The 23,200-nt window shown below is 67.6% G+C and carries 19 protein-coding genes; 5 read left to right on the forward strand and 14 right to left on the reverse strand.

What is annotated here, in order from left to right; translation table 11 throughout:
• Positions 1-4: 4 nt before the first annotated feature.
• The 7 genes from HLH35_RS10815 to glmU form a co-directional block, all read right to left on the reverse strand.
• Positions 5-2,632, reverse strand: coding sequence for a cation:proton antiporter domain-containing protein (locus HLH35_RS10815; protein WP_182979144.1), 2,628 nt, complete (start codon positions 2,630-2,632; stop codon positions 5-7).
• A gap of 155 nt (positions 2,633-2,787) precedes the next feature.
• Complete coding sequence (locus HLH35_RS10820; protein ID WP_182979145.1) at positions 2,788-3,420, reverse strand: thiamine phosphate synthase; 633 nt, start codon at positions 3,418-3,420, stop codon at positions 2,788-2,790.
• Positions 3,417-4,187: a thiazole synthase gene (locus HLH35_RS10825; protein ID WP_182979146.1), complete on the reverse strand. Its 771-nt coding sequence runs from the start codon at positions 4,185-4,187 to the stop codon at positions 3,417-3,419. The genes HLH35_RS10820 and HLH35_RS10825 overlap by 4 nt, the downstream gene beginning before the upstream one ends.
• A 4-nt stretch (positions 4,188-4,191) precedes the next feature.
• On the reverse strand, positions 4,192-4,389 hold the full coding sequence (gene thiS / locus HLH35_RS10830) for a sulfur carrier protein ThiS (protein WP_182979147.1): 198 nt from the start codon (positions 4,387-4,389) through the stop codon (positions 4,192-4,194).
• A gap of 48 nt (positions 4,390-4,437) precedes the next feature.
• Entirely contained in the window at positions 4,438-5,454 is a 1,017-nt protein-coding gene (locus tag HLH35_RS10835; protein WP_408870115.1) for an FAD-dependent oxidoreductase, read from the reverse strand.
• A gap of 280 nt (positions 5,455-5,734) precedes the next feature.
• Positions 5,735-7,558 (reverse strand): glutamine--fructose-6-phosphate transaminase (isomerizing), encoded by a 1,824-nt coding sequence (glmS, locus tag HLH35_RS10840; RefSeq protein WP_182979149.1) that lies wholly within the window; start codon positions 7,556-7,558, stop codon positions 5,735-5,737.
• Complete coding sequence (glmU, locus tag HLH35_RS10845) at positions 7,558-8,931, reverse strand: bifunctional UDP-N-acetylglucosamine diphosphorylase/glucosamine-1-phosphate N-acetyltransferase GlmU (protein ID WP_182979221.1); 1,374 nt, start codon at positions 8,929-8,931, stop codon at positions 7,558-7,560. Before glmU ends, glmS begins: the two co-directional genes overlap by 1 nt.
• 117 nt (positions 8,932-9,048) lie before the next feature.
• Here glmU and gph point away from each other — a divergent pair, with 117 nt between their 5' ends.
• Entirely contained in the window at positions 9,049-9,729 is a 681-nt protein-coding gene (gene gph / locus HLH35_RS10850; RefSeq protein ID WP_182979150.1) for a phosphoglycolate phosphatase, read from the forward strand.
• A 75-nt stretch (positions 9,730-9,804) separates the two neighbouring features.
• Here the strand turns inward: gph and HLH35_RS10855 are convergent, their stop codons facing one another.
• The 7 genes from HLH35_RS10855 to mutM form a co-directional block, all read right to left on the reverse strand.
• Positions 9,805-10,614, reverse strand: coding sequence for a DUF3108 domain-containing protein (locus HLH35_RS10855; protein ID WP_246385023.1), 810 nt, complete (start codon positions 10,612-10,614; stop codon positions 9,805-9,807).
• Between the two features lie 115 nt (positions 10,615-10,729).
• Positions 10,730-13,159 carry a DNA topoisomerase (ATP-hydrolyzing) subunit B gene (gene gyrB, locus HLH35_RS10860; protein WP_182979222.1) on the reverse strand — a complete coding sequence of 810 codons (2,430 nt, stop codon included), beginning with the start codon at positions 13,157-13,159 and terminating at the stop codon, positions 10,730-10,732.
• Between the two features lie 86 nt (positions 13,160-13,245).
• Positions 13,246-14,409, reverse strand: a complete 1,164-nt coding sequence (gene recF / locus HLH35_RS10865; RefSeq protein WP_182979152.1) for a DNA replication/repair protein RecF — start codon at positions 14,407-14,409, stop codon at positions 13,246-13,248.
• A gap of 22 nt (positions 14,410-14,431) precedes the next feature.
• Positions 14,432-15,556 (reverse strand): DNA polymerase III subunit beta, encoded by a 1,125-nt coding sequence (gene dnaN / locus HLH35_RS10870; RefSeq protein ID WP_182965803.1) that lies wholly within the window; start codon positions 15,554-15,556, stop codon positions 14,432-14,434.
• Positions 15,557-15,724: 168 nt separating this feature from the next.
• On the reverse strand, positions 15,725-17,170 hold the full coding sequence (dnaA, locus tag HLH35_RS10875) for a chromosomal replication initiator protein DnaA (RefSeq protein WP_182979153.1): 1,446 nt from the start codon (positions 17,168-17,170) through the stop codon (positions 15,725-15,727).
• Between the two features lie 431 nt (positions 17,171-17,601).
• Positions 17,602-17,871, reverse strand: a complete 270-nt coding sequence (gene rpsT, locus HLH35_RS10880) for a 30S ribosomal protein S20 (protein ID WP_114728253.1) — start codon at positions 17,869-17,871, stop codon at positions 17,602-17,604.
• 140 nt (positions 17,872-18,011) lie between these two features.
• Positions 18,012-18,884 carry a bifunctional DNA-formamidopyrimidine glycosylase/DNA-(apurinic or apyrimidinic site) lyase gene (gene mutM / locus HLH35_RS10885; RefSeq protein WP_182979154.1) on the reverse strand — a complete coding sequence of 291 codons (873 nt, stop codon included), beginning with the start codon at positions 18,882-18,884 and terminating at the stop codon, positions 18,012-18,014.
• A gap of 29 nt (positions 18,885-18,913) precedes the next feature.
• Here mutM and HLH35_RS10890 point away from each other — a divergent pair, with 29 nt between their 5' ends.
• Genes HLH35_RS10890 through HLH35_RS10905 form a run of 4 tightly spaced genes read left to right on the forward strand, consistent with a single transcriptional unit; the run spans position 18,914 to position 23,198 of the window.
• Positions 18,914-19,708 carry a class I SAM-dependent methyltransferase gene (locus tag HLH35_RS10890; protein WP_182979155.1) on the forward strand — a complete coding sequence of 265 codons (795 nt, stop codon included), beginning with the start codon at positions 18,914-18,916 and terminating at the stop codon, positions 19,706-19,708.
• A 2-nt stretch (positions 19,709-19,710) separates the two neighbouring features.
• Positions 19,711-20,979: a bifunctional phosphopantothenoylcysteine decarboxylase/phosphopantothenate--cysteine ligase CoaBC gene (gene coaBC / locus HLH35_RS10895; RefSeq protein WP_182979156.1), complete on the forward strand. Its 1,269-nt coding sequence runs from the start codon at positions 19,711-19,713 to the stop codon at positions 20,977-20,979.
• Complete coding sequence (gene dut / locus HLH35_RS10900; RefSeq protein WP_182979157.1) at positions 20,976-21,434, forward strand: dUTP diphosphatase; 459 nt, start codon at positions 20,976-20,978, stop codon at positions 21,432-21,434. Before coaBC ends, dut begins: the two co-directional genes overlap by 4 nt.
• 36 nt (positions 21,435-21,470) lie before the next feature.
• Positions 21,471-23,198 (forward strand): ABC transporter permease, encoded by a 1,728-nt coding sequence (locus HLH35_RS10905; RefSeq protein WP_182979158.1) that lies wholly within the window; start codon positions 21,471-21,473, stop codon positions 23,196-23,198.
• Positions 23,199-23,200: the final 2 nt, after the last annotated feature.

Consider the following 23,200-nt stretch of genomic DNA (forward strand, 5'->3'; position numbering starts at 1 on the left):
TCGTTCAGGGTGGGGGCACCGGCCGGTGCTCCTGTTCGTCGGCCGATACGGGAAGCGCATCCGACAGATCGGCCGTCGCCAGCGCAATTGCCTCATCGGATGGCGTCAGAACCGCGCTTTCGCCCGGCAATAGCGTCACGCCGGACCGTTCCGACGTCTGCCGCGCCCGGGTCAACTCATCGAGATTGGCCAGGATTTCCGGATAATCCGCCACCAGCCGGCGGAAACGCCGCGGGCTCATGCTCAGGAACTGGCCGAACTGCAACGACCGCGTGACCGCCCGCGCCGGCATGCGCGACAGGGCCTCCTCCGCACCGATCACGTCACCGGAACCGAACCGGACGTCATGTTCGGGGTAATGGGTCTCGGCCAGGCCCGCGCTGATGAAATAGACGGCCCGGACCCGATGCCCGCGCCGGTACAGCCGCTCGCCCGGCGAGGTGAAATGGATCGACAATTGCGGCGCGAGCGTATGCAGAACCTCGTCCGACAGGCCCCGGAAGACCGGCAGCGCACGCATCCGCGCCTCGATCCCGGCCTTGATATTGAATGTCAGGGGCGCGCCCAGATGCCCGCGCCGCCGTTCGACATCGCGATGAAGCTCCCGATGCAGTTCGTCGCTGATCAGCGATTCCGACAACAGGGAGTCATATTCCTCGCCTTCCAGCCGCAGCGAGACCTGTTGCAGCAGGCGCATTTCCAGCGCCTCCGAATAGCCCTGATAATGCAGCCTCAGCGTCTGCAGCGCTTCGTTCAGCAGCTTGCGCTGCCGATCCAGCACCTCGCCGACGATCTCGCCAATGCGGCTGCCCAATGTCGGCTCCATGCGAGTGCGCATGAAGCGGATCAGCGACAGCGAGACGAAATAGCTGATCATCAGCATTTCGAACCGCTCGCTCATGCAGGACATCAGCGGCTGGTCGAAATGAAAGCGATGATGGATCCCCTGCGCCAGCCGGAAACGCAGCGACGGGCGCAGCCTCCGGCGCAGGGCGCGCACATAGCCGAAGCGGCCTTCCAGCCGGGCACCATCGACCATCGCCTCGGCCGAGCGCAGCAGCGTCTCCATCACCGGCCGCGACAGGCCCTGGATGCGGAACAGGTCCAACAGGATCGAGCGCTCGCGGTTCGCGATCACGATCAGCGCCAGCGTCACCCTCTGCCGGTCGCCCAGCGCGGTGTCGAAGGTGTTGACCTGCTCTTCCTCCTCCACCTGCCGGCCCAGCTGGCTGATGACGGTGTCCGACACGGCGCGGGAGAAGCCCAGTTCCTCGGCCACCTCGCTGGTGCGGTCGCGCACCTCGCCCAGCCCGATGCCCAGCACCTGGTGCCGCAGGGCCTGGTCGATCGGCGAAAGCTGATCGAGCTTCAGGAACAGGACCAGATAGCGCAGCGTGGTACCGTTGACGAACAGCGTGATCAGCACGAACCCGGTGGCGATGATGCCGATAAAATGTGCAACCGGGGTCGAAACATGCCGGTTCTCGGTCACCGCCAGCGCCAGCGCCAGGGTAATCGCACCCCGCAGCCCGCCCCAGACCATCGTCACCTTGAAGGGCGTGGGCACCGGCGGCGACAGGCGTGTGGCCGCCAGCAGCGGCAGCAGGCCGAACACGACCGCGCCGCGCGCCAGCAACCCGGCCCCCGTCGCCAGCAGGATCAGCACGCAATCCCAGCGCGTCATGCCCACCAGCAGCCGCGGCACCAGCATCGACGCCAGCACAAACACCAGCGACCCGGCCCAGAACACCAGTTGCTGCCATAATTCGTTGAGAAAGCGCCACGTCTGGGGCCGGAAGGTCGACGGCCCATAGACCGACATGGTCAGCCCCGCCGACGCGGCGGCGACCACGCCGGAAAAGCCCAGGAATTCATCGCAGAGGATATAGACGATATAGGGCAGCGCGACGGTCAGCGTGATCTCCGCCGCCGGTGCCGCACCGATGGTGGTGATCATCAGCAGCGTCAGCCGCCCGAACAACACGCCCATGACGATGGCGCCGATGAACGAGACCAGGAATTCCAGCAGCGCGCTGCCCGGCGCGATGCGGTGATGCGAGGTCACAGCCGCCAGCAGCAGCGAGAAGATCGAGATCGCCGCCGCGTCGTTCAGCAGCGCCTCGCCCTCGACCAGCCGGGTCAGCCGGCTGCTGGCCCCGATATCGCGGAAGATTCCCGCCACCGCCGACGGATCGGTGGTCGCCACGATCGCCCCCAGCAGCAGACAGACCGACAGCGGCAGGCCGGCGAAGGGAAACAGGGCGAGTCCGATGGTTGCGGTCGAAACCACCACCGCAACCACCGCCAGCAGCAGCACGGTCGCCGTCTCATGCGCCAGGCGGCGGACATCGATGGCCAGCGCCCCCTGAAACACCAGCGCCGGCAGGAAGATCAGCAGAAAGGCTTCGCTGTTCAGCGGAAAGTCCAGCAGGGTCTCGGCGGCGCCGTTGAACAGGTCGGTATAGGACGAGCGCAGCACCAGGTCGGCACTGCCGCCCAGCACGATTCCCGCCAGCGCCAGCAGCACCGTCTCCGAGATCTCCAGACGTCGGGCGACCGGCTGCACCGCGCTGACAACCACCAGAAGTGCGGCGATCGCCAGAAGAACCGCTGCCAGACCTGTCACCGCCATCCGTCAACACCTCTCTGTCATCCCACGCCGAACCATCATGGCATGAGAGTATGACCTTCCGATGGCCGTGGCCCCGCGACGCGGCAACGATCCCTCGCCCGTGCCACTGCCCCGAAAAAGCATACCGGCTGGTTAGCGGCAACGGCTCCGGCTGGTCACGTTATGCTGCCGTTCTGAAACACGGCATCATCCGCGGTGGCTGCCAGCCATGCCCGGACCTGACCTTCCGGCTCCGGCAGGCCGATGAAGTCGGACACGGCGGAAACGCAGTCCGCCCCCGCCGCGATACAGGACGCGGCGCGCGCCAGCGTAATCCCGCCGATGGCCACCAGGGGCACCGACCCGACCAGCCGCTTCCATTCCCCCAGCCGCTCGACGCCCTGCGGCCCCCAGGGCATCTGCTTCAGCTTCGTCGGCCAGACCGGGCCAAGGGCGACATAGTCGGGGCCGACCGACAGGGCCCGGTCGAGTTCGCCGGTGGAATGGGTGCTCACCCCCAGCCGCAACCCGCCGGCCCGGATAGCCGCCAGATCGGCGTCGTCCAGATCCTCCTGGCCCAGATGGATGAAATCGATCCCCTCATCCAGCGCCAGTTGCCAGTAATCATTCAGCACCAGGCACACGCCATGGCGCGCGGCATACGCTCGGGCAGTGCGGATTTCAGCCAGCAGGGCAGCACCCTCCAGGTCCTTGACCCGCAACTGGATCAGCCGCGCTCCGGCCCCACCCAGCCGATCGACCCATTCTGCCCGGTCGACGACCGGATAGATCCGCGATGGCAGGCTCATGCCAGCACCGCCCGGCCGAGGACGGGGGTGGATGGCACCGCCATGTCGCGCTGTTCCATCGGGTCGGCGGTGCGGGCGATCAGCCCGGCCTCGACCGCCAGGCGAAACGCCGTCGCCATCCGGGCCGGATCGCCCGCCTGCGCCACGGCGGTATTGATCAGCACCGCGTCATAGCCCAGTTCCATCGCCTGCGCCGCGTGGGACGGCAGGCCGATCCCCGCATCCACCACCAGCGGCACATCGGGGAAATGCGCCCGCAATGCCCGCAGGCCGAACACATTGTTCAACCCCTTGCCGGACCCGATCGGCGCCCCCCAGGGCATCAGCACCTGGCAGCCTGCCCGCAGCAGCCGCTCGGCCCCGACCAGATCCTCGGTCATGTAGGGAAAGACCTTGAACCCGTCCTCGCTCAGGATTCGGGCCGCCTCGACCAGCGCGAACATGTCGGGCTGCAACGTGTCCGATTCCCCGATGACCTCCAGCTTGATCCAGTCGGTCTCGAAAACCTCGCGTGCCATGTGGGCGGTCGTCACCGCCTCCTTTACCGTATGGCAGCCGGCGGTATTGGGCAGCACCGGCACGCCAAGGCCACGAATCAGCGACCAGAAGGCCTGCCCGGCGCGGCTTCCGACCGATTCGCGCCGCAGCGACACCGTCACCACCCCCGCCTGGGCGGCCCGCACGGCATCGGCCAGGATTTCGGGCGACGGATACTGGGCTGTGCCCAGCATCAGCCGGGATGACAGTTCGGTACCATAGAACAGCATGGGTCTATCCCCCCTGCATCGGCGCCAGGATCTCGACCCGCGCGCCCTCGTCCAGCGTCAATGAACCGCGCCGCGATGCGGGCACGAACGCACCGTTCACCGCCGTCGCGACCCTGGCGTCGCCATAGCCCAGTTCGTCCAGCAGGCCGGCCAAGGTCGCCGTCGCGATGTCGCGCGGCTCCTCGTTCACCAGTATCCTCACGTCATTCCTCCCTGCCCCCGCATATCGCCCATCGCCCCGTCGGGAGCGTCAGGCGGCGAGGGCGCCGAACACGATGTCGCCGACCTGCCGCGCCCGCGAGGGCGACAGCAGGAAGCCATGGCGATACATGCCGTTCACAAAGACCGTGCGTCCCTCAACGGTCACAGCCGGCACATTGTCCGGATAGGCCGGCCGCACGCCAACCCCGGTCTCGACGATTTCGGCTTCGCCGAAGGCCGGATGCAGCACATAGGCGGCGGTCAGCAGTTCCACCATCGAACGCAGGGTCATGCTCGCGAGACTCTCGCTCTCGACCATCGTTGCCCCCACCATGAACAGATGGTCCGCCCGTGGCACGATGTAAACCGGAATACGCGGATGCAGCATGCGGACGGGGCGGTGCAGCGTCACCTCATGGCAGCGCAGCAGCACCATTTCGCCCCGCACGCCGCGCAGTCCGGTCAACCGGTTTTCGGCAGCGATCCCGGTGCAATCCACCACCCAGTCGGGCCGCGCCCCATGCCACGGATCGCCGGCCATGCGATCGGCCGGCACGTTGACCTGGACCGCGCCCCCCAGCGCAATCAGCCGCTCGCGCAACGCCGCCAGGGCCTTGCGAGGGTCGAGATGCCCCTCATCGGGAAAGAACAGTCCCTTGTCGAATCGGCCGGCCAGATCAGGTTCCAGTTCGGCGATACGCACGCCATCCACGAAATCGAAATGGCTGGTCCGCCGGGAAAATCGGGCGATATCCGCAACATCGCGCGGCGGCGCCAGGACCAGCGTGCCATTGCGCACCACGTCCGGCACATGGGCGGCCCACCAATCGACCGATTCGATCGAATCGCGCGTCACCTCGGGCGGTGCGGATTCGGCCTCGCACCACGGCGCGAGCATGCCGCCCGCCATCCACGATGCCCCAGACCCCTCGCGCCCGCCGATCTCCAGCAACACCACGTCGGCGCCGCGTTCGGCCAGCGTCACCGCGCTGGTCAGGCCCGCAACGCCGGCCCCCCGCACCAGAACCCGCGGCCGCGCACCGGTTGCCACCTTCGTCATGGACATCGCTCCCTTCCCACCACCGGGCAGGCCCGGCGTTTAGCCGGCGAGAGGATGTTGCCTCCAGCGACCGAAGACAACACCCCTCGGAGTCTGATCGAAAATGCGCGCTGATGGCGATCCGACGCGCGTTTCCTGTGCTCCGATGCTCACGGCCATCAAGGCCGCTCCGCTTCGGTGCTCGAAAACACACGCCGGCCGTGCCGCTGCGCGGCACTCTCGCTCACCAGCCCCATTTTCGATCAGACTGCGAGGGACAGGCCAGAGCCGCCCCCGGGGCAATCGGCTATTCGACGGTGACCGACTTGGCCAGGTTACGCGGCTGGTCCACATCCGTCCCCTTCAGCAGGGCAACTTCATAGGCCAGCATCTGCACCGGAATCGTCTGCAACACCGGGGCGGTGAATTCGCTCACCGTCGGCAGCGCAACCACGATTTCGGCCAGATCGCGCAGGCGCGGCGCCCCCTGCGTATCGGTGAAGACCAGCAGACGGCCACCCCGCGCACGGGCTTCCTGCAGGTTGGAGAGCGTCTTCTCGAACAGCCGGCCCGAGGGCAGCGTGGCCACGATCGGCACCGTGCTGTCGATCAGCGAGATGGGGCCATGCTTCATCTCGCCCGCCGCATAGGCCTCGGCATGGATATACGAGACCTCCTTCAGCTTCAGCGCCCCTTCCATGGCCACCGGGAAAGCCGATCCGCGCCCCAGATACAGCACGTCGCGGGCCTCGGCGACGACCGCCGCCATCGCGCGGATGGCGGGCGCCTGGTCGAACACCTCGTTCGCACGGCTGGGCAGGTCCAGCAGTTCGGCCACCAGCTCCTGCTCCTGCGCCAGCGACAGCGTGCCGCGCGCCCGCCCGATCGCAATCGTCAGGCACGCCAGCACCGAAAGCTGCGCGGTGAAGGCCTTGGTGCTGGCCACCGAGATTTCAGGCCCGGCGACAGTGCCCAGCACAACGTCGCTCTCGCGCGCCATCGTGCTCTGTTCCACATTCAGGACCGACACGATGTGCTGCCCGCGCGCCCGCATGCCGCGCAGCGCGGCCAGCGTATCCGCCGTCTCGCCCGACTGCGAGATCAGCAGGCCAAGCCCGCCCGGCGTCAGCGGCGGATCGCGATAGCGCAGCTCACTGGCCACATCGATATCGACGGGCAGCCCTGCCACCGCTTCCAGCCAGTAGCGGCCGATCAGCCCGGCATAGAAGGCCGAGCCGCAGGCCGTCACGACCGCGCGGGGCAGCGACGCCAGGTCGAACGGCAGGTCCGGCAGCACAACCTGCCGTGTCGCCGGGTCGATCAGCCGCTGCAGGGTCTGCCCGATCACCACCGGGTGCTCGTGCAGTTCCTTGTCCATATAGTGGCGATAGCCATCCTTGCCGACCGAACCGGCGATCAGCGCGGTGGTGCGCACCGCGCGTTCCACCCGCTCGCCCGAGGCGTCGAAGAATTCCGCGCCCTCCGGCGTCACCATCACCCAGTCGCCATCGTCCAGATAGGCGATGCGGCGCGTCAGCGGGGCAAGGGCCAGGCTGTCGGAGCCGAGGAACATCTCGTTCTCGCCATAGCCCACCACCAGCGGCGCCCCATGCCGCGCGCCGATCAGCAGGTCGTCATGCCCGGCGAAGATCATCGCCAGCGCATAGGCCCCTTCCAGCCGGCGCAGCGTGGCGAACGCCGCCTCGCGCGGCGAGAGGCCGCGCGACAGATGGAAATCGACCAGTTGCGCTACGGTCTCGCTGTCGGTCTCGGTCACGAAGACGTGGCCCGCCTGCTCCAGCTCCCGCCGCAACGCCTCGAAATTCTCGATGATGCCGTTATGCACCACCGACACGCGCGGCGTGCCGTGCGGATGGGCATTGTTCTCGGTCGGCGCGCCGTGGGTGGCCCAGCGCGTATGGCCAATGCCCGTCACCCCGGCCAGCGGCGCGCGCGCCAGCACGGACGCCAGATTGTCCAGCTTGCCGGCCGCCCGGCGCCGTTCGATCCGCCCATCCACCAGCGTCGCGATGCCGGCGGAATCATATCCGCGATATTCCAGCCGCCGCAAGGCGTCGAAGATGATCGGTGTAGCGTCCCTGCCGCCGACAACGCCGACTATGCCACACATCACCCCTGCTCCTTCTTCTTGCGCAGGGCGTCGCGCAGCGCCGCCCCCCGTCCGTCCTTGTTTTCCTGCCGCACGCGCCCGAATGCCAGCGCGCCGGCCTCCACATTCTCGGTAATAACGCTGCCCGCCGCGATCAGTGCCCCATCGCCGATTGCCACCGGCGCAACCAGGATCGCATCCGAGCCGATAAAGCAATCCGCGCCGATCTCGGTACGATGCTTGAACACGCCGTCATAATTGCAGGTGATCGTTCCGGCCCCGACATTGGTTCCGGCGCCGATCGCCGCATCCCCCAGATAGGTCAGATGGTTAGCCTTCGCCCCGGCACCAAGGGTCGTGCCCTTCAGTTCGACGAAATTGCCCACATGGGCCGCCGCCCCGACATCGCTGCCCGGCCGCAGCCGCGCATAGGGCCCGATCAGCGCCCCCGGCCCGACCACGCAGCCTTCCAGATGGCTGAAGGCACGGATTTCCGCCCCACGATGCACGCGCACCCCCGGCCCGAACACCACATGAGGCTGAACCAGCACATCGGGCTCGAAAACCGTATCGGCCGAGAGAAAGACCGTCTCCGGCGCCACCAGCGTCACGCCGGCATCCATCGCCGCCGCACGCAGCCGCTTCTGGACGCAGGCCTCGGCCTCGGCCAGTTCGGCACGGGAATTGATGCCGCGCAGCTCGTCCTCAGGGGCCTCCACCGCGCGGACCTGCTGCCCTTCGGCTACCGCCAGGGCCACCACATCGCCCAGATAATATTCGCCCTGCGCATTGTCGTTGCGCACCATGGACAGCCAGCGCCGGAAGCTGGCGGCCTCGGCGCACAGCACGCCGGCATTGCATAGGCCGATCGCCCGTTCCTGCTCGCTCGCGTCCGCCCATTCCACGATCCGCCGCACCAGCCCGTCCTCGCTGACGATCCGGCCGTAACGGCCCGGGTCACGAGGTCGCATCGCCATCAGCGCCAGCCCGACGCCGGGGGTTGCCCGGCAGGCCACCAGATTGCGCATGCTCTCGGGCGTGATCAGCGGATTGTCGCCATACAGCACCGCAACATCGCCGTCGCCGAACAGATCGGCCGCCTGGGCGGCGGCATGGGCCGTGCCCAGCCGGTCGGCCTGCACGACAACCTGATGCGGCGCGGCAAGAGCCGCGACCTGCTCCATGCCCGGCCCGACGACGACCACGATCCGGTCGAACACCATGGCCGCGTGATCCAGCAGGTAGCGCAGCATCGGCCGGCCGGCGAGCGGATGCATCACCTTCGGCTGCTCGGATTTCATGCGCGTTCCCATTCCCGCCGCCAGGATGACGGCCGTGGCGGGACGACGGGCGGCAGGGTCCGCTGGCGTCGCGGACAGAGGCTGGGCATTCATGCCATGCGGGTAGCGGGCGGGCATCGGCCCTGTCAAATAAAGGGGTGATCGCAGGCCATCACTTAGGTTTACGAATTACTGCATCCAGGCCGACAGGACCGCTTCCAGGAGAAGCCCATGCCATCAGACACCCTCCCCCGCCTCGCCGTTTTCGACATGGACGGCACGCTGCTGGACAGCCTGCCGGACCTCGCCGCCAGCGCCGACCGGCTGCTGAAGGGCTACGGCCTGCCCGGCATCGCGCCGGAGCAGGTGCGCGCCATGGTGGGCGACGGCGTGGCCGCGCTGGTGCGCCGCCTGCTGGCCCACGCCGGCCCCGAGGCGTCCGCGATCGACACGCAGCAGGCCGTGAAGCGCTACATGGCCGATTACACGCCCCGTTCCACCGAGCAGTCCCGCCTCTTCCCCGGCACGGATTACGCGCTGAACACGCTGCGGGCGCAGGGCTGGCGGCTGGCGATCTGCACCAACAAGCCGGTCTCCGCCGCCACACGCATCATCGACGCGCTGGGGCTGGCGGGCATCTTCGATACGATCGGCGGCGGCGACAGTTTCCCCGCCCGCAAGCCCAACCCCATCCACCTGCTCGGCACCATCCAGCAGGCGCATGGAACGCCCATGCGCGCCGTCATGGTCGGCGATCATCACAATGATATCGCGGCCGCCGAAGGAGCCGGCGTCCGCGCGATCTTCGCCCGCTGGGGCTATGGCCGCCCGGACATGGAAGCCGGCGCGACGGCGGGAGGCGATTCGATCGCCGAAATCCCGCATCTCGCCGACCAGTTAATCCCCGCCTGAGAACCTGTCCGTAAATGCGCGCTGGCGGCGAGCCGACGCGCGTTTCCAGTCAGGTTCCGAAGCGCAGGTAACGCCTTACGCGGCATCCGGCAGCAGCAGCACCGTCAGGTGCCCGAGCTTCGGATGGTCGAAGGCGATGCGTACGATCGTCAGCCCGTCGCCCGGCACGTCCTGAAACCAGACCGAGCCGTTGACCGGCTTGCGTGCCGCCGAATCCGGCCCATCGGTCTTGCGGAACCCGGCAACCTGCACGTCGCTGAAATCACAGCGCAAGGCCGCCCCCTGATAGGGCTGATGGGAATCGCTCGCCATGTCCTGCGTGCCGACCGTGTGGGCGTCCATCCGCAGCAGGCGCGCCCCGTCGAACACGGTGGCCGATCCGTCACATTGATGATGGCTCCGCACCGTCTGCTGCAGCCGCATCAGCGCGCTGAGCGAATCCATCGCCGGCGCCAGATCGGTGGCGGGAATCGGGTCACGACTGGGCTCCGGTGGAGTCTGGAGGGCGATGTGCGTTTGCCCGCCACTGTAATCCAGCACGACATGCCGGTCCGCCCCGCGCGAATAACCCGCGCTGTCATAGGTCAGCGGCCGCACCCCATCGGGCACGAACCGCCCCGTCGCCTGGGACGTGATGTTCATGCGCACCAGCAGCCCCAGCAGGCCCCCGCTGCGGATCGTCGACCGCACGGCATAACCGTCCGGCGTCACCGCGTAGCGCGCGGCAATCGTCAGCGCGCGGAACCCGTGATTATAGACGCCATAGACATGCACGATCTGCGCGGGATCGTTCGCCGCCCGCGCCATGGGCGCCCACATGCCAAGCATGGCCGCCAGCACCAGCGCGGGAAATCCCAATACCGGGAATCGACGTGACAGACGCATCACTGCTCTCCACGAAACGGGGAAAAGGGGAAGCCAGCCGATGGCGCGGAGCCTGACTGGAAATGCGGGCTGGCGAGCGAACGCGCCGCCGCCAGCCCACATTCCGGCCAGGTTCTCAGACGTCCAGATTCGCAACCTTGAGCGCATTGCCGACGATGAAATCACGGCGCGGCTCGACGACATCGCCCATCAGGGTCGAGAACACCTGTTCGGCATTCTCGACATCCCCGACCTTCACCTGCAGCAGCGTGCGCATGGCCGGGTCCAGCGTCGTCTCCCAGAGCTGGGCATCGTTCATCTCGCCCAGCCCCTTGAAGCGGTTGATCGACAGGCCGCGACGGCCCTGGGCCAGAATCCGCTCGTACAACGAGGCCGGCCCGGCGGCGGGACGCATCGTCCCATCCAGGGTCAGCTCGACCGGAGCGGCAAAATCGACCCCCAGCCGTTCCGCACGCTCAGCCAGCCACCGGACCTCAGCGCTGCGCAGCGCCGCCGGATCCAGGCGATAGACCTCGCCCACGCCCCGGACGCTGCGCGCCATCTCCAGCCCGGAATCGGCCGTAGCGGCAACCTTCCAGCCTCGCTCGTTCGGCAGCGACACCGTGTCCAGGCGCGCCTGCAACTCGGCAACACGCCCCTGCACCACCTGCGTATCGGCACTCAGCGCGCCGGTCACCGCCGCCTGTTCCAGAATCCAGATCGGCGCACGAACCGACAGGCGCTGAATCGCCCGCGTCACATCGCGGATGAACATCACCTCGGCCGCCAGTTCCTCGCCCTGGAGCACGCGCCCGTCGGCATAGCGCATCGATGCGTTGGCCAGCGCCTTGTCCAGCAGATACTGCTCCAGCGCCGCATCGTCTTTCAGGTAGCGTTCGTCATTGCCCCGCTTGGCGCGATAGAGCGGCGGCTGGGCGATATACAGGTGCCCGCGCTCGATCAGTTCGGGCATCTGGCGGAAGAAGAAGGTCAGCAGCAGCGTGCGGATATGCGAGCCGTCGACATCGGCGTCGGTCATGATGACGACGCGGTGATAGCGCAGCTTGTTGATCGAGAACCCACCCTGATCGACTTCGCCGCGACCGATGCCGGTGCCCAGCGCGGTGATCAGCGTGCCGACTTCGGCCGAGCCCAGCATGCGGTCGAAGCGCGCACGCTCCACGTTCAGGATCTTGCCCTTCAGCGGCAGGATCGCCTGAAAGCGCCGGTCACGTCCCTGCTTGGCGGTGCCACCCGCCGAGTCACCCTCGACGATGAACAGTTCCGACTTTGCCGGATCGCGCTCCTGGCAATCCGCCAGCTTGCCCGGCAGGGACGACACATCCAGCACGCCCTTGCGCCGCGTCAGTTCGCGCGCCCGCCGCGCCGCCTCGCGCGCCGCCGCCGCGTCCATCACCTTCGCGACGATGCCACGGGCTTCTTTCGGATGGGTCTCGAACCAGTGGGCGATCATGTCGGCCGCCGCCGCATGCACCACCGGCTGCACTTCGGAGGAAACCAGCTTGTCCTTGGTTTGCGACGAGAATTTCGGGTCCGGCACCTTGACCGACAGCACGGCCGTCATGCCTTCGCGCATGTCCTCGCCCACAAGCGACTGGCTGTCCTTCTTGCTGGCGTTGCTCTCGGCATATTTGCCCACCACGCGGGTCAGCGCCTGCCGGAAACCGGCGAGATGCGAGCCACCATCGCGCTGCGGGATATTGTTGGTGAAGCACAGCATGGTCTCGTGGAAACTGTCGTTCCACGACAGGGCGAATTCGACCTTGATACCGTTCTCTTCGTTCTGCAGGCTGCCCGTGATCGGCGGATCGACGATCGAGCTCTTGCCCCGATCCAGCCACGACACGAAGGCGGCCAGACCGCCCTCATAATGGAAATTCTCCTCGCGCGTCGGCGTATGCCGCTCGTCGCGCAGGATGATCTCAAGGCCGGAATTGAGGAAGGCGAGTTCGCGCATCCGCCGTTCCAGGATGGCGAAATCGAACTCGGTGATCTTGAAGGTCCCGACGCTGGGCTTGAACGTGACCTGGGTGCCGCGCGGCTCGGCACTCGGCCCGATGATGGCAAGCGGGGCATCGCGCTCGCCATGCTGGAAGCGGATCATGTGCTCCTGCCCGTTGCGCCAGATCCGCACTTCCATCCACTCGGACAGGGCGTTCACCACCGCGGCGCCCACGCCGTGCAGGCCGCCCGACACCTTGTAGGAATTCTGGTTGAACTTGCCGCCGGCATGCAGCTTGGTCAGCACCACTTCGGCCGCGCTGACCCCCTCCTCGGCATGCATGTCGGTCGGGATGCCGCGTCCGTTGTCGCGCACGGTCACGCTGCCATCGCCATTCAGCGTCACGATGCAGCTGGTGGCGAATCCGGCCTGCGCCTCATCGACCGCATTGTCGATGATCTCGAAGGCCATGTGATGCAGCCCGGACCCGTCATCGGTATCGCCGATATACATGCCAGGCCGCTTGCGGACGGCATCCAGTCCCTTCAGGACGGAAATGGAAGCGGCGTCATAGTCCGAATCGTCGGGCAAGGTCCCGCTCATGTCCGCATCGGGTTTCTGAACGGGATTGGATTGATCGGACATACCGGGCAGATGCTCCAGACAGGGATCGTGGTCGAACGCCGCGATCATACAGGCTTCGGGTCCATCGAACCAGCATCGGCCGGGGGAATTCCCCCACTGGGCCGAAGCACTCCGTCCGACAGCGTGCAGAACGCCGCGCGATCGCGCAGCGGGTGAAACAGGTCGGCATCGGTCCCGGTCATCAGCACCGTGCCGTCAAATCCCTCAAGACTGCGAAACAGCGCCTCCCGCCGCCGCTCGTCCAGATGCACCAGCGGCTCGTCCAGCAGGATCACCGGCGCCTCGCCCCGATGCCGCGTCATCAGCGCCGCATGGGCCAGCACCACCCCCAGCAGCAGCGCCTTCTGCTGGCCGGTGCTGGCCTGCGCCGCCGGCCGGCCGCTGGCCCGGTCCGACAGCGCCATGTCGGCCCGATGCGCCCCCATGCCCGCACCGCCGCGCGCCGCATCCGCCGCCCGCCCTGCCGCCAGCCGGTCGCGCAGCCAATCCTCCACCGCCAGCGCCGGGCGGGTGCGCAACTGCTCCGCGATCGGGCACAAGAGTTCGAGCCGCGCGGAGGGAAATCCTTCCGGTGCCCCCAACGCCTCCTCGTCATTCAGCCGGTCCGTCAGCACCAGCCGCGCCGCCGTGGCCGCGACTGCATGCCGCGCCATCGAATCCTCAAGCGCCGCCAACCACCCCGCATCGGCACGCCCGCCAGCCAGCAGCCGGTTGCGCTGGGTCACCGACTGGTCATGGGCCGCCAGTTCCCGCGCATGTCCAGGCTCCAGCGCCAGCACCAGCCGATCCAGAAACCGCCTGCGGCCGGGCAGCCCATCCTGGAACAGCCGGTCCATCTGCGGCGTCAGCCAGACAGCGGAGAGGGAATCGGCCAACGCCCCCCGGCCGCGCACGGCCTCGCCATCGCGCCGGAAGGCCCGGCGCTCGGGCCGCGTCGGGTCACTGCCGGTGGACAGGTCGGACGGCACGCCATCCGGGGCGATGAAGCGCGCAGCCACACCCCATAATTGCGTCCCGTACCGCGCCATCTCGGCGCCACGCGCACCGCGCAGCCCCCGCCCCGGCACCAGAAGGGACAGCGCTTCCAGCAGGTTGGTCTTGCCGGTACCGTTCTCGCCGGTGATGACGTTGACCGGCGCGTCCGGCCGCCAGACCAGACGCGCATAGTTCCTGAAATCCGTCAGCGCCAGCCGCTCAAGGCGCGCCATGATGCGGCCAGCGCCTCCGCGATCAGACCCGCATCGGCATCAGCACGTAAAGCGCCGACGGACTGGCGACATCACGCACGATGGTCGGGGCGGAACTGTCGGAAAAGGCGAATTCCACGTCGCGCTCGATCTGATCGGTGATGTCGTTCAGATAGCGGGCCTGGAAGCCGATCTCCATCGGTTCGGCGTCATAGGTCACATGGTTTTCGTCCAGTTCCTCCTTCGCCGTTCCCTGGTCGGGGCTGACGGCCGAAAGCGTCAGGAGGTTGCGGCCGATCGACAGCTTGACGGGGCGCGAACGCTCCTGGCTGATCGCGGCGACACGCGCCACGGCATCGGAGAAATCCTTCTTGCCCACACGCAGGATCCGGTCGTTGCCACGCGGGATCACGCGGTCATATTCCGGGAACGTGCCGTCGATCAGCTTCGAGGTCAGCGTAACCGGCCCGACCGAGAACTGGATGCGGGTATCGGACAGGCCGACCACCACGTCTTCCGCCCCCTCGTCGAGCAGCTTGCGCAACTCGGCGATGGTCTTGCGCGGCACGATCACGCCCGGCATCTCCTCGGCCCCCGAGGGAACCTCCGTCTCGACCCGCGCCAGGCGGTGGCCGTCGGTCGCCACCGCGCGCAGCATCGGTCCGGTGTCCCCCGCCGCGACATGCAGGTAGATGCCGTTGAGATAGTACCGCGTCTCCTCGGTCGAGATCGCGAAACGCGTGCGGTCGATCAGCCCGCGCAGCACCGCCGCCGGCACCGTGAAATGGTTGGGCAGCGTGCCCGCCGTCATCGACGGGAAATCGTCCACATCCAGCACATTCAGGCTGGTGGTGTAACGCCCCGCCCGCAGGGCCAGCGGCGCATCGCCACCCGCGTGATCCAGCTCGACCGCCACCCCATCGGGCAGCTTGCGGACGATCTCGTGCAGCACGGCGGCGGGCGCGGTCACCGCACCATTGCGGGCGGTCTCGGCGCCGATTTCCTCGACCACCGCGATTTCCATGTCGGTCGCCGTCAGCGTCAGCCGACCATCCGCGACATTGATCAGGACGTTGGCGAGAATCGGAATGGTATTCCGCTTCTCGGCGACGCTCTGGATATGCGCCAGAGCCTTCAGCAACGTCGCGCGGTCAGCCTTCAGCTTCATAGGTACAGACTCTCCTTGCCCGGCGTTCGCCACCGGGATCATGGCCGCCCCGGCCATACGCCCGGACCGCCAGATATGACCTTCGGTCCTGTGATTCTAGCAGCCCGCGCAGGGGGCGCAAAGGCCCAGTGGGCTGCAACGCCATACAGGCCGGTTGGAACCCGCCCCTCAGCTTTCCAGCATGCGGCGCAGCAGTTCAACGTCTTCGGCAAACGCGCTGTCCCGCTCCATCAGTTCGGTCACCCGCGCCACGGCATGCATGACGGTCGTATGATCGCGGTTTCCGAACTTGCGCCCGATCTCCGGCAGGGACCGGCTGGTCAGCTGCTTGGCCAGATACATGGCAACCTGCCGGGGGCGCGCCACCGCGCGGGCGCGCCGAGCCGAGGACATGTCGGTCAGCCGGATATTCCAGTGCTCGGCCACCTTGCGCTGGATTTCCTCGATCGTCACCCGCCGGTCATGAGCCTTGAGGATATCGTGCAGAACATCCTGCGTCGCTTCCAGCGTCACCGGCCGGCCGAACAGGTTGGCATGGGCAATCAGGCGGTTCAGCGCTCCTTCCAGCTCACGCACGTTCGACGTGATCTTGTGCGCCAGGAATTCCAGCACCTTGGCCGGCACCGGCACACCCGACGCCGCTGCCTTCGATTCCAGGATCGAGATCCGCAATTCGAAGGTCGTGGCGTGGATATCGGCCACCATGCCGCAGCCCAGACGCGTGCGCAGCCGGTCTTCCAGACCCGACAGGTCGGACGGCGACTTGTCGGCCGACACGACGATCTGCCGCCCGGCATCGACCAGTGCGTTGAACGTATGGAAGAATTCTTCCTGCGTGTTGTCCTTGCCGATCAGGAACTGCAGATCGTCGATCATCAGCACGTCGACCGACCGCAACTGCTCCTTGAACTCCATCGTCGATTGCGAGCGGATCGCGGCGATGAAGCGGTACATGAACTTCTCGGCCGACATATAAGCGACCGAGACCTTGCCGCCCCGCGTCAGTTCCGAGCCGATGGCATGCATCAGATGCGTCTTGCCCAACCCCACGCCACCATACAGGAACAGTGGATTGAAGCCGGGGCTGGAGGGCCGCTCCGCCACCCGGCGGGCGCAGGCATAGGCAAATTCGTTCGGCTTGCCGACCACGAACGTATCGAAGGTGAAGCGCGGGTCCAGCGGCGCGGCCAGGTCGTGACGGCTCAGTTCGCTCCGCGCCTCGGCCACCCGCTCGTCCACCGTGCCGGCGACAGGCGCAACGTCGGCCGAACCAGCCTCGTCACCCGATGCACCCTCGGGCTCGACAACCGGATCGGGCCGGCCCACCTGCAATTCCACGCGGCGGATCGACGGCAGCTCGGCATTCCACAGCGCGCTCAGCCGGTCGCCATACTGCGTGCGCACCCAGTCGCGCAGGAAGCGTGTGGGCAGATTGAGCGTGATCTCGTCGCCATCGACCGGGCCGATGCTGATCTGTTTCAGCCAGGTGCGATACTCGACCTCGCCCACCTCGGCCTGAAGGCGTGAACAGATCCGCGACCAGTGGATGTCCAGGACGTTCCGGACCGAGCGGGCTTCCGCGACGGCATCATATCCACTCAGTTCGCCCGTCATGCTCAATCCCGGCCCCCCTGGAGACGGTAACCTCCCCGCGATGCGGAAAGATCCATCCCTACGTTTTCCGTCCCCCTCATGCCGAACGCCCGCGCAATCCACCCGCCACCAGTCGTCACGCAAGGAGAACACGCCTCCCCTTGCCCGACACCGAAAAAGGCGCGGCCACTGTGTCCTGCTCAGTCGTCACGAAATGAAGAAGCCGAAGATAGGTCACCGACCCGACCGAGGCAACGGAAAACTGGGGCGGCGGGGCGGGAAAATCCCGCGCCACGCGCAACACGACCAGTCACCACAACCTGAAGCAGTCAGGTGGAACCTGCACAATAAAAGCAAAGGCCGCCCCTCTCCTTGAACGAGAGAAACGACCTTCTGCCTAGTTCTGTACGTCTATTTGCCGGATTTTAAGCAATACCGGCCGGCGCGGCCGATCAGGCGGCGACGAGGGCCTTGATACGGGCCGACAGACGCGAAATCTTGCGGGAAACGGTGTTGGCGTGGATCACACCCTTGCCCGAGGCGCGCTGCATTTCCGGCTGGGCCGCGCGCAGGGCGCTGGTCGCCTCTTCCTTGTTGCCCGAGGCAATCGCCGCCTCGACCTTCTTCACGAAGGTGCGCATGCGCGAGACGCGCGCCGTGTTGCGCGCGTTGCGGCGCTCGTTCTGACGGATGCGCTTACGCGCGGAAGCAGTGTTCGCCATGGTTCTCAGTTCAAAAAATATGGTTACGAGGTCCGTCGCCAGCAGGCCTCGGACATCCAGATCAGGGTGGCGATCTAGTCCAAGCCTTCCACCCCCGTCAAGACAACTCTTCCGCACGGCTGGAAATACCGCCATGCCGATCATCCGGCCACCGTCGGCGCACCGGCCGGAAGGACCTGGCGCAGAGGGCAGAAGAAGGTCGAGCGCCCCGCCTGCTCGATCCGCACCACGCCGCCGCAGGCCTTGCCACCGGGGCAATCCGGGCACCCCTGCCCCGCACGGCCATAGACACGCCAGGCATGCTGGAAATAGCCCAATTCCCCATCCGGCTGGGCATAGTCGCGCAGGCTTGATCCACCGGCCGCGATCGCTTCCTCCAGCACCGCGCGGATCGCCTCGACCAGGCGCGCCTCCTCGGGCCCATCCAGCCCGCAGGCCATCCGGGCCGGATGGATCGCGGCACGGAACAGGGCCTCGGACGCGTAGATGTTACCAATCCCCGCCACCACCGACTGGTCCATCAGCGCCGCCTTGATCGAGGTCCGCCGCCGCGCCAGGGCATGATGCAGCCAGTCCTGCGAAAATCCGTTCCCCAGCGGCTCGGGCCCGAGTCGGGCCAGCAGACGGTGTTTTTCCTCGTCCACCGTGGGCATCAGGTCCACGGTACCGAAGCGCCTGGGGTCGATCAGGCCGAAATGCGTGCCGTCCGTGGTTTCGAACGACAGATGCTCGTGCCGGTCGGGCTTCGGCGCCTGGCCGGGCCGCGACAGCAGCACCCGCCCGGACATGCCCAGATGCAGCAGCATGGTCTCACCCCGGTTCAGCCGCATCAGGATATATTTCCCACGGCGGGCAAAACCGCTGATCCGCGCGCCTTCCAGCCGGCTGGCCAGGTCGGCCGGAAAGGGCGTGCGCATGCCGTCCCGACGCACCGCCACCCGGGCGATCGTCTTCCCGTCGAGATGCAACCGCATCCCACGCATCACTGTTTCGACTTCAGGGAGTTCCGGCATGAGTGGATCTGAGGTTATATCCCTGAACCATGACCGACAATACCACGCCCTCCGCCATCGACGCCGCCGCCGTCGCCCCCCCCTCCGGCGCGGAGACGACCGATTTCGGCTTCCGCGACGTGCCCCTGGCCGAGAAGAAGCCCATGGTGCGCGCCGTGTTCGACAGTGTCGCCACCCGCTACGACATCATGAACGACGTGATGTCGCTGGGCATCCACCGGGCCTGGAAGAAAATCTTCGTGACCGAGCTGGGCGCCCATCCGGACCTCACGCTGCTGGACCTGGCGGGCGGCACGGGCGACATCTCGTTCGGCTGGCTGCGCGCCGGCGGCGGCCGGGCCATCCTGTCCGACATCAATGCCAGCATGCTGTCCGTCGGGCGCGGGCGGGCGCTGGAGCGCGGGCTGATTTCCAGCCTGAATTTCGCGGTGATGGATGCCGAGGCCATTCCCCTCCCCGACCGCTCGGTCGACCGGGTCACGATCGCCTTCGGCCTGCGCAACTGCACCGACAAGGACGCCGTCCTGCGCGAGGCACGGCGCGTGCTGCGCCCGGGCGGGCGCTTCCTGTGCCTCGAATTCTCCCGCGTGCAGATCGCGGCCCTGTCGCCGATCTATGACGCCTGGTCGTTCCATGTGCTGCCCCGCATGGGCGCGGCCATCGCCGGCGACCGCGAGAGCTACCAGTATCTGGCCGAGAGCATCCGCATGTTCCCCGACCAGGAGACCCTGGCCACCATGATGCGCAACGCGGGGCTGGAGCATGTGACGGTCCGCAACCTCTCGGGCGGCATCGCGGCCATCCATTCCGGCTGGCGGATCTGACGATGCAAGCCGCCCCTGCCCCGGTCGGCGGCCGCACGGTCCTGCTGATCGTCTGCGGGGGAATCGCCGCCTACAAGACGCTCGAACTCATCCGCCTGCTCACGGGCGCAGGCCTGCGTGTCCGCACGGTGCTGACGGCGGCAGGCAAACAGTTCGTCACCCCGCTCAGCCTCCAGGCCCTGACCGGCGAGAAAGTGTATGAGGACCTGTTCTCGCTGACCGACGAGAACGAGATGGGCCATATCGCGCTCTCGCGGTCCGGCGACCTGCTGGTGGTCTGCCCGGCCACGGCCGACATCATGGCCCGCATGGCCGCCGGACTGGCCGACGACCTGGCCAGCACGCTGCTGCTGGCCACCGACAAGCCGGTCCTGATCGCCCCCGCGATGAATGTACGCATGTGGGACCACCCCGCCACCCAGGCCAATCTGGCCACCCTGCGCGCGCGCGGCGTCATGGTGGTCGGCCCCGAAATCGGGCTGATGGCCTGCAACGAGACCGGCCCCGGCCGCCTGGCCGAACCGCCCGTGATCGCCGAGGCGATTTTCCACCACCTCCCCGGCCCGGCCCCCGTCGTCCCCGCCACCGGCCCGCTCGCCGGCCGCCACGCGCTGGTCACCGCCGGCCCGACCCACGAGCCGATCGACCCGGTGCGCTACCTCGCCAACCGGTCCTCCGGCCGCCAGGGCTACGAGGTCGCCCAGGCGCTCGCCGCCCTCGGCGCGCGGGTCACGCTGGTCAGCGGGCCGGTCGACCTGCCCCCGCCCAAGGGTATCACCCTGCGCCGGGTCGAAACAGCCAGGCAGATGCTGGCCGCCTGCCGCGATGCCCTGCCCTGCGACATCGCCGTCTGCGCCGCCGCCGTCGCCGACTGGCACGTGGCGGCGGAAGCGACCAGCAAGATCAAGAAGACGGCCGGCGCCCCGCCCCCGGCACTCACGCTGGTCCCCAACCCCGATATCCTGGCCGAACTGTCCGCCCCCGGCGCCAACCGCCCGGCACTGGTGATCGGCTTTGCCGCCGAAACCGACACGGTCGCGCAGCACGCGGCGGCCAAGCGGCTGGCCAAGGGCTGCGACTGGATCGTCGCCAATGACGTACGGCCGGAAACCGGCATCATGGGCGGCATGGAAAACGAGATCGTCCTGATCACCGGCGAGGGCGCCGAACAGTGGCCCCGCATGGGCAAGCAGGACGTGGCCACCCATCTGGCCGACCGCATCGCCACCTTCTTCACCCCCGATTTCTCTTCTGGCCGGAGTATTTCATGACCGCCCCCATCGTTTCCGTCGCCGTCCGCCGCCTGCCCCACGCGGCCGACCTGCCGCTGCCCGGCTACGCCACCGCGGGCGCCGCCGGCATGGACCTGCTGGCGGCGGTAAAGGAACCGGTCGAACTGGCACCCGGCGCCCGCATGCTGGTGCCCACCGGCCTGTGCGTCGCCCTACCCCCCGGTTATGAATTGCAGATCCGCCCCCGCTCCGGCCTGGCGCTGAAGCACGGCATCACCCTGCCCAACACGCCCGGCACGATCGACGAGGATTATCGCGGGGAAATCGGCATCATCCTGCTCAACACGGGTGACGCGCCGCTGGCGATCACGCGCGGCATGCGTATTGCCCAGGCCGTGCTGGCCCCGGTGGTCCGCGTCGCGTGGCAGGAGGCCGAGAACCTGGACGAAACCGCCCGCGCGTCCGGCGGCTTCGGCAGCACCGGCACCGCCTGACGGGCCGGAGGCATTGGGCAGACAGGAAAGAGGGTCATGACGGCGCGTTGGCTTCCCGCCTTTTTATCCCGCGACAGCCGGCCCAACCTGTTCGATCTGGCCGCCCTGCTGTGCATGCTGGGGCTGGCCGTGCTGCTGGCCACGGCCGGGCGCCACATGCTGGCGCCCATCACGGCGCCGAATGCCGCCGTGATCCATCTCGATCCCGCCTGGCTGCCCGGCTACGCGGTGCGCACGACCATGCGCATGTTCGCGGCCCTTGGCGCGTCGCTGCTGTTCACCTTCACCTATGCGGTCTGGGCCGCCAAGAGCCGCCGCGCCGCGCTGATCCTGGTGCCGGTGCTGGACGTGCTGCAATCGGTGCCGATCCTGGGGTTCCTCACCTTCACGGTCGTCTTCTTCATGGGCCTGTTCCCGGGGCGCATCCTGGGGGCGGAACTGGCGGCGATCTTCACCATCTTCACCAGCCAGGCCTGGAACATGGCCTTCAGCATGTACCAGTCGCTGCGCGCCGTGCCGCCGGACCTGGAAGAGGTCGCGCGCGGCTTCGGCCTGACGGCATGGCAGAAATTCTGGCGGTTGGATGTGCCCTTCGCCGTGCCAGGCCTGGTGTGGAACGCCATGGTCTCGATGTCCGGCGGCTGGTTCATGGTGGTCTATTCCGAGACGATCACGGTCGGGAACACTGACATCCTGCTCCCCGGCATCGGCTCCTATGTCGGCACCGCCATCGCGCAGCGCAATCTGTGGGCGGTTCTCTACGCCATCCTGACGATGCTGGTGGTGATCCTGGCCTATGACCAACTGTTCTTCCGGCCGCTGGTCGCCTGGTCCGCGCGCTTCGGCACAGCGTCGTCCGATGCCGCGCCGGCCTCCGATCCCTGGATGCTGGTGCTGCTGCGCCGCACGGCCCTGCTGCGCCGTATCACCGATACCATCGGCGAGGGCCTGACCGCCATCGGCGGCCTGCCCCTCGGCCGCCGCCCGCACGAGGCACGGCGCGGTATCGCCCTGCCGTCCCGCCTGCTCGATCTGGGATGGAGCGTCCTGCTGGCCGGGCTGAGCCTGCTTGCCCTGTGGCAGGTATGGATCTACGCGCGCGCCACCTTCTCGCTGCCCGAACTGCTGCATGTCGTCGGGCTGGGCGGGCTGACGCTGCTGCGGGTGGTCGCCATGGTGCTGCTGGCCTCGCTGGTCTGGGTACCGGCGGGCATCTGGCTGGGGCTCGATCCGGTGCGCGCCCGACGCACGCAGTTCGTCGCCCAGTTCATGGCCGCATTCCCGGCCAATCTCTTCTTCCCGATCTTCGTCGTGCTGATCGTCCATTTCCGTCTCAGCAGCGATATCTGGCTGACCCCGCTGATGATCCTGGGCACGCAGTGGTATATCCTGTTCAACGTCGTGGCCGCCGCGTCCTCCTTTCCCGCCGACCTGCTGGAGGTCGCGCGCAGCCTGCAGGTGCGCGGCCCGCTCTGGTGGCTGCGGGTCGCCCTGCCGGGCATTCTGCCGCATTACATCACCGGGGCCATCACCGCCTCCGGCGGCGCGTGGAACGCCGCCATCGCCGCCGAAGTCGCAAGCTGGGGCGACGACCATCTGGCCGCCCACGGGCTGGGGGCCTATATCGCCCGCGCCACGGTCGCCGGCGACACCGCCCATGTCGGGCTGGGCATGACGGTCATGGCGGCGTTCGTTCTGCTGTTCAATCGCGCGGTGTGGCGCCCGCTGGCCGATTACGCCCGCCGCCACTTCGCCTTCGTCTGATC

Source organism: Gluconacetobacter asukensis, from assembly GCF_014174375.1.
Taxonomy (GTDB): domain Bacteria; phylum Pseudomonadota; class Alphaproteobacteria; order Acetobacterales; family Acetobacteraceae; genus Gluconacetobacter; species Gluconacetobacter asukensis.

Excerpts from the sequence above, each read along its gene's own strand:
- HLH35_RS10815 (WP_182979144.1), bottom strand. The coding sequence starts at position 2,632 with ATGGCGGTGACAGGTCTGGCAGCGGTTCTTCTGGCGATCGCCGCACTT.
- HLH35_RS10820 (WP_182979145.1), bottom strand. The coding sequence starts at position 3,420 with ATGAGCCTGCCATCGCGGATCTATCCGGTCGTCGACCGGGCAGAATGG.
- HLH35_RS10825 (WP_182979146.1), bottom strand. The coding sequence starts at position 4,187 with ATGCTGTTCTATGGTACCGAACTGTCATCCCGGCTGATGCTGGGCACA.
- HLH35_RS10835 (WP_408870115.1), bottom strand. The coding sequence starts at position 5,454 with ATGTCCATGACGAAGGTGGCAACCGGTGCGCGGCCGCGGGTTCTGGTG.
- glmS (WP_182979149.1), bottom strand. The coding sequence starts at position 7,558 with ATGTGTGGCATAGTCGGCGTTGTCGGCGGCAGGGACGCTACACCGATC.
- glmU (WP_182979221.1), bottom strand. The coding sequence starts at position 8,931 with ATGAATGCCCAGCCTCTGTCCGCGACGCCAGCGGACCCTGCCGCCCGT.
- gph (WP_182979150.1), top strand. The coding sequence starts at position 9,049 with ATGCCATCAGACACCCTCCCCCGCCTCGCCGTTTTCGACATGGACGGC.
- HLH35_RS10855 (WP_246385023.1), bottom strand. The coding sequence starts at position 10,614 with ATGCGTCTGTCACGTCGATTCCCGGTATTGGGATTTCCCGCGCTGGTG.
- gyrB (WP_182979222.1), bottom strand. The coding sequence starts at position 13,159 with ATGAGCGGGACCTTGCCCGACGATTCGGACTATGACGCCGCTTCCATT.
- recF (WP_182979152.1), bottom strand. The coding sequence starts at position 14,409 with ATGGCGCGCCTTGAGCGGCTGGCGCTGACGGATTTCAGGAACTATGCG.
- dnaN (WP_182965803.1), bottom strand. The coding sequence starts at position 15,556 with ATGAAGCTGAAGGCTGACCGCGCGACGTTGCTGAAGGCTCTGGCGCAT.
- dnaA (WP_182979153.1), bottom strand. The coding sequence starts at position 17,170 with ATGACGGGCGAACTGAGTGGATATGATGCCGTCGCGGAAGCCCGCTCG.
- rpsT (WP_114728253.1), bottom strand. The coding sequence starts at position 17,871 with ATGGCGAACACTGCTTCCGCGCGTAAGCGCATCCGTCAGAACGAGCGC.
- mutM (WP_182979154.1), bottom strand. The coding sequence starts at position 18,884 with ATGCCGGAACTCCCTGAAGTCGAAACAGTGATGCGTGGGATGCGGTTG.
- HLH35_RS10890 (WP_182979155.1), top strand. The coding sequence starts at position 18,914 with ATGACCGACAATACCACGCCCTCCGCCATCGACGCCGCCGCCGTCGCC.
- coaBC (WP_182979156.1), top strand. The coding sequence starts at position 19,711 with ATGCAAGCCGCCCCTGCCCCGGTCGGCGGCCGCACGGTCCTGCTGATC.
- dut (WP_182979157.1), top strand. The coding sequence starts at position 20,976 with ATGACCGCCCCCATCGTTTCCGTCGCCGTCCGCCGCCTGCCCCACGCG.
- HLH35_RS10905 (WP_182979158.1), top strand. The coding sequence starts at position 21,471 with ATGACGGCGCGTTGGCTTCCCGCCTTTTTATCCCGCGACAGCCGGCCC.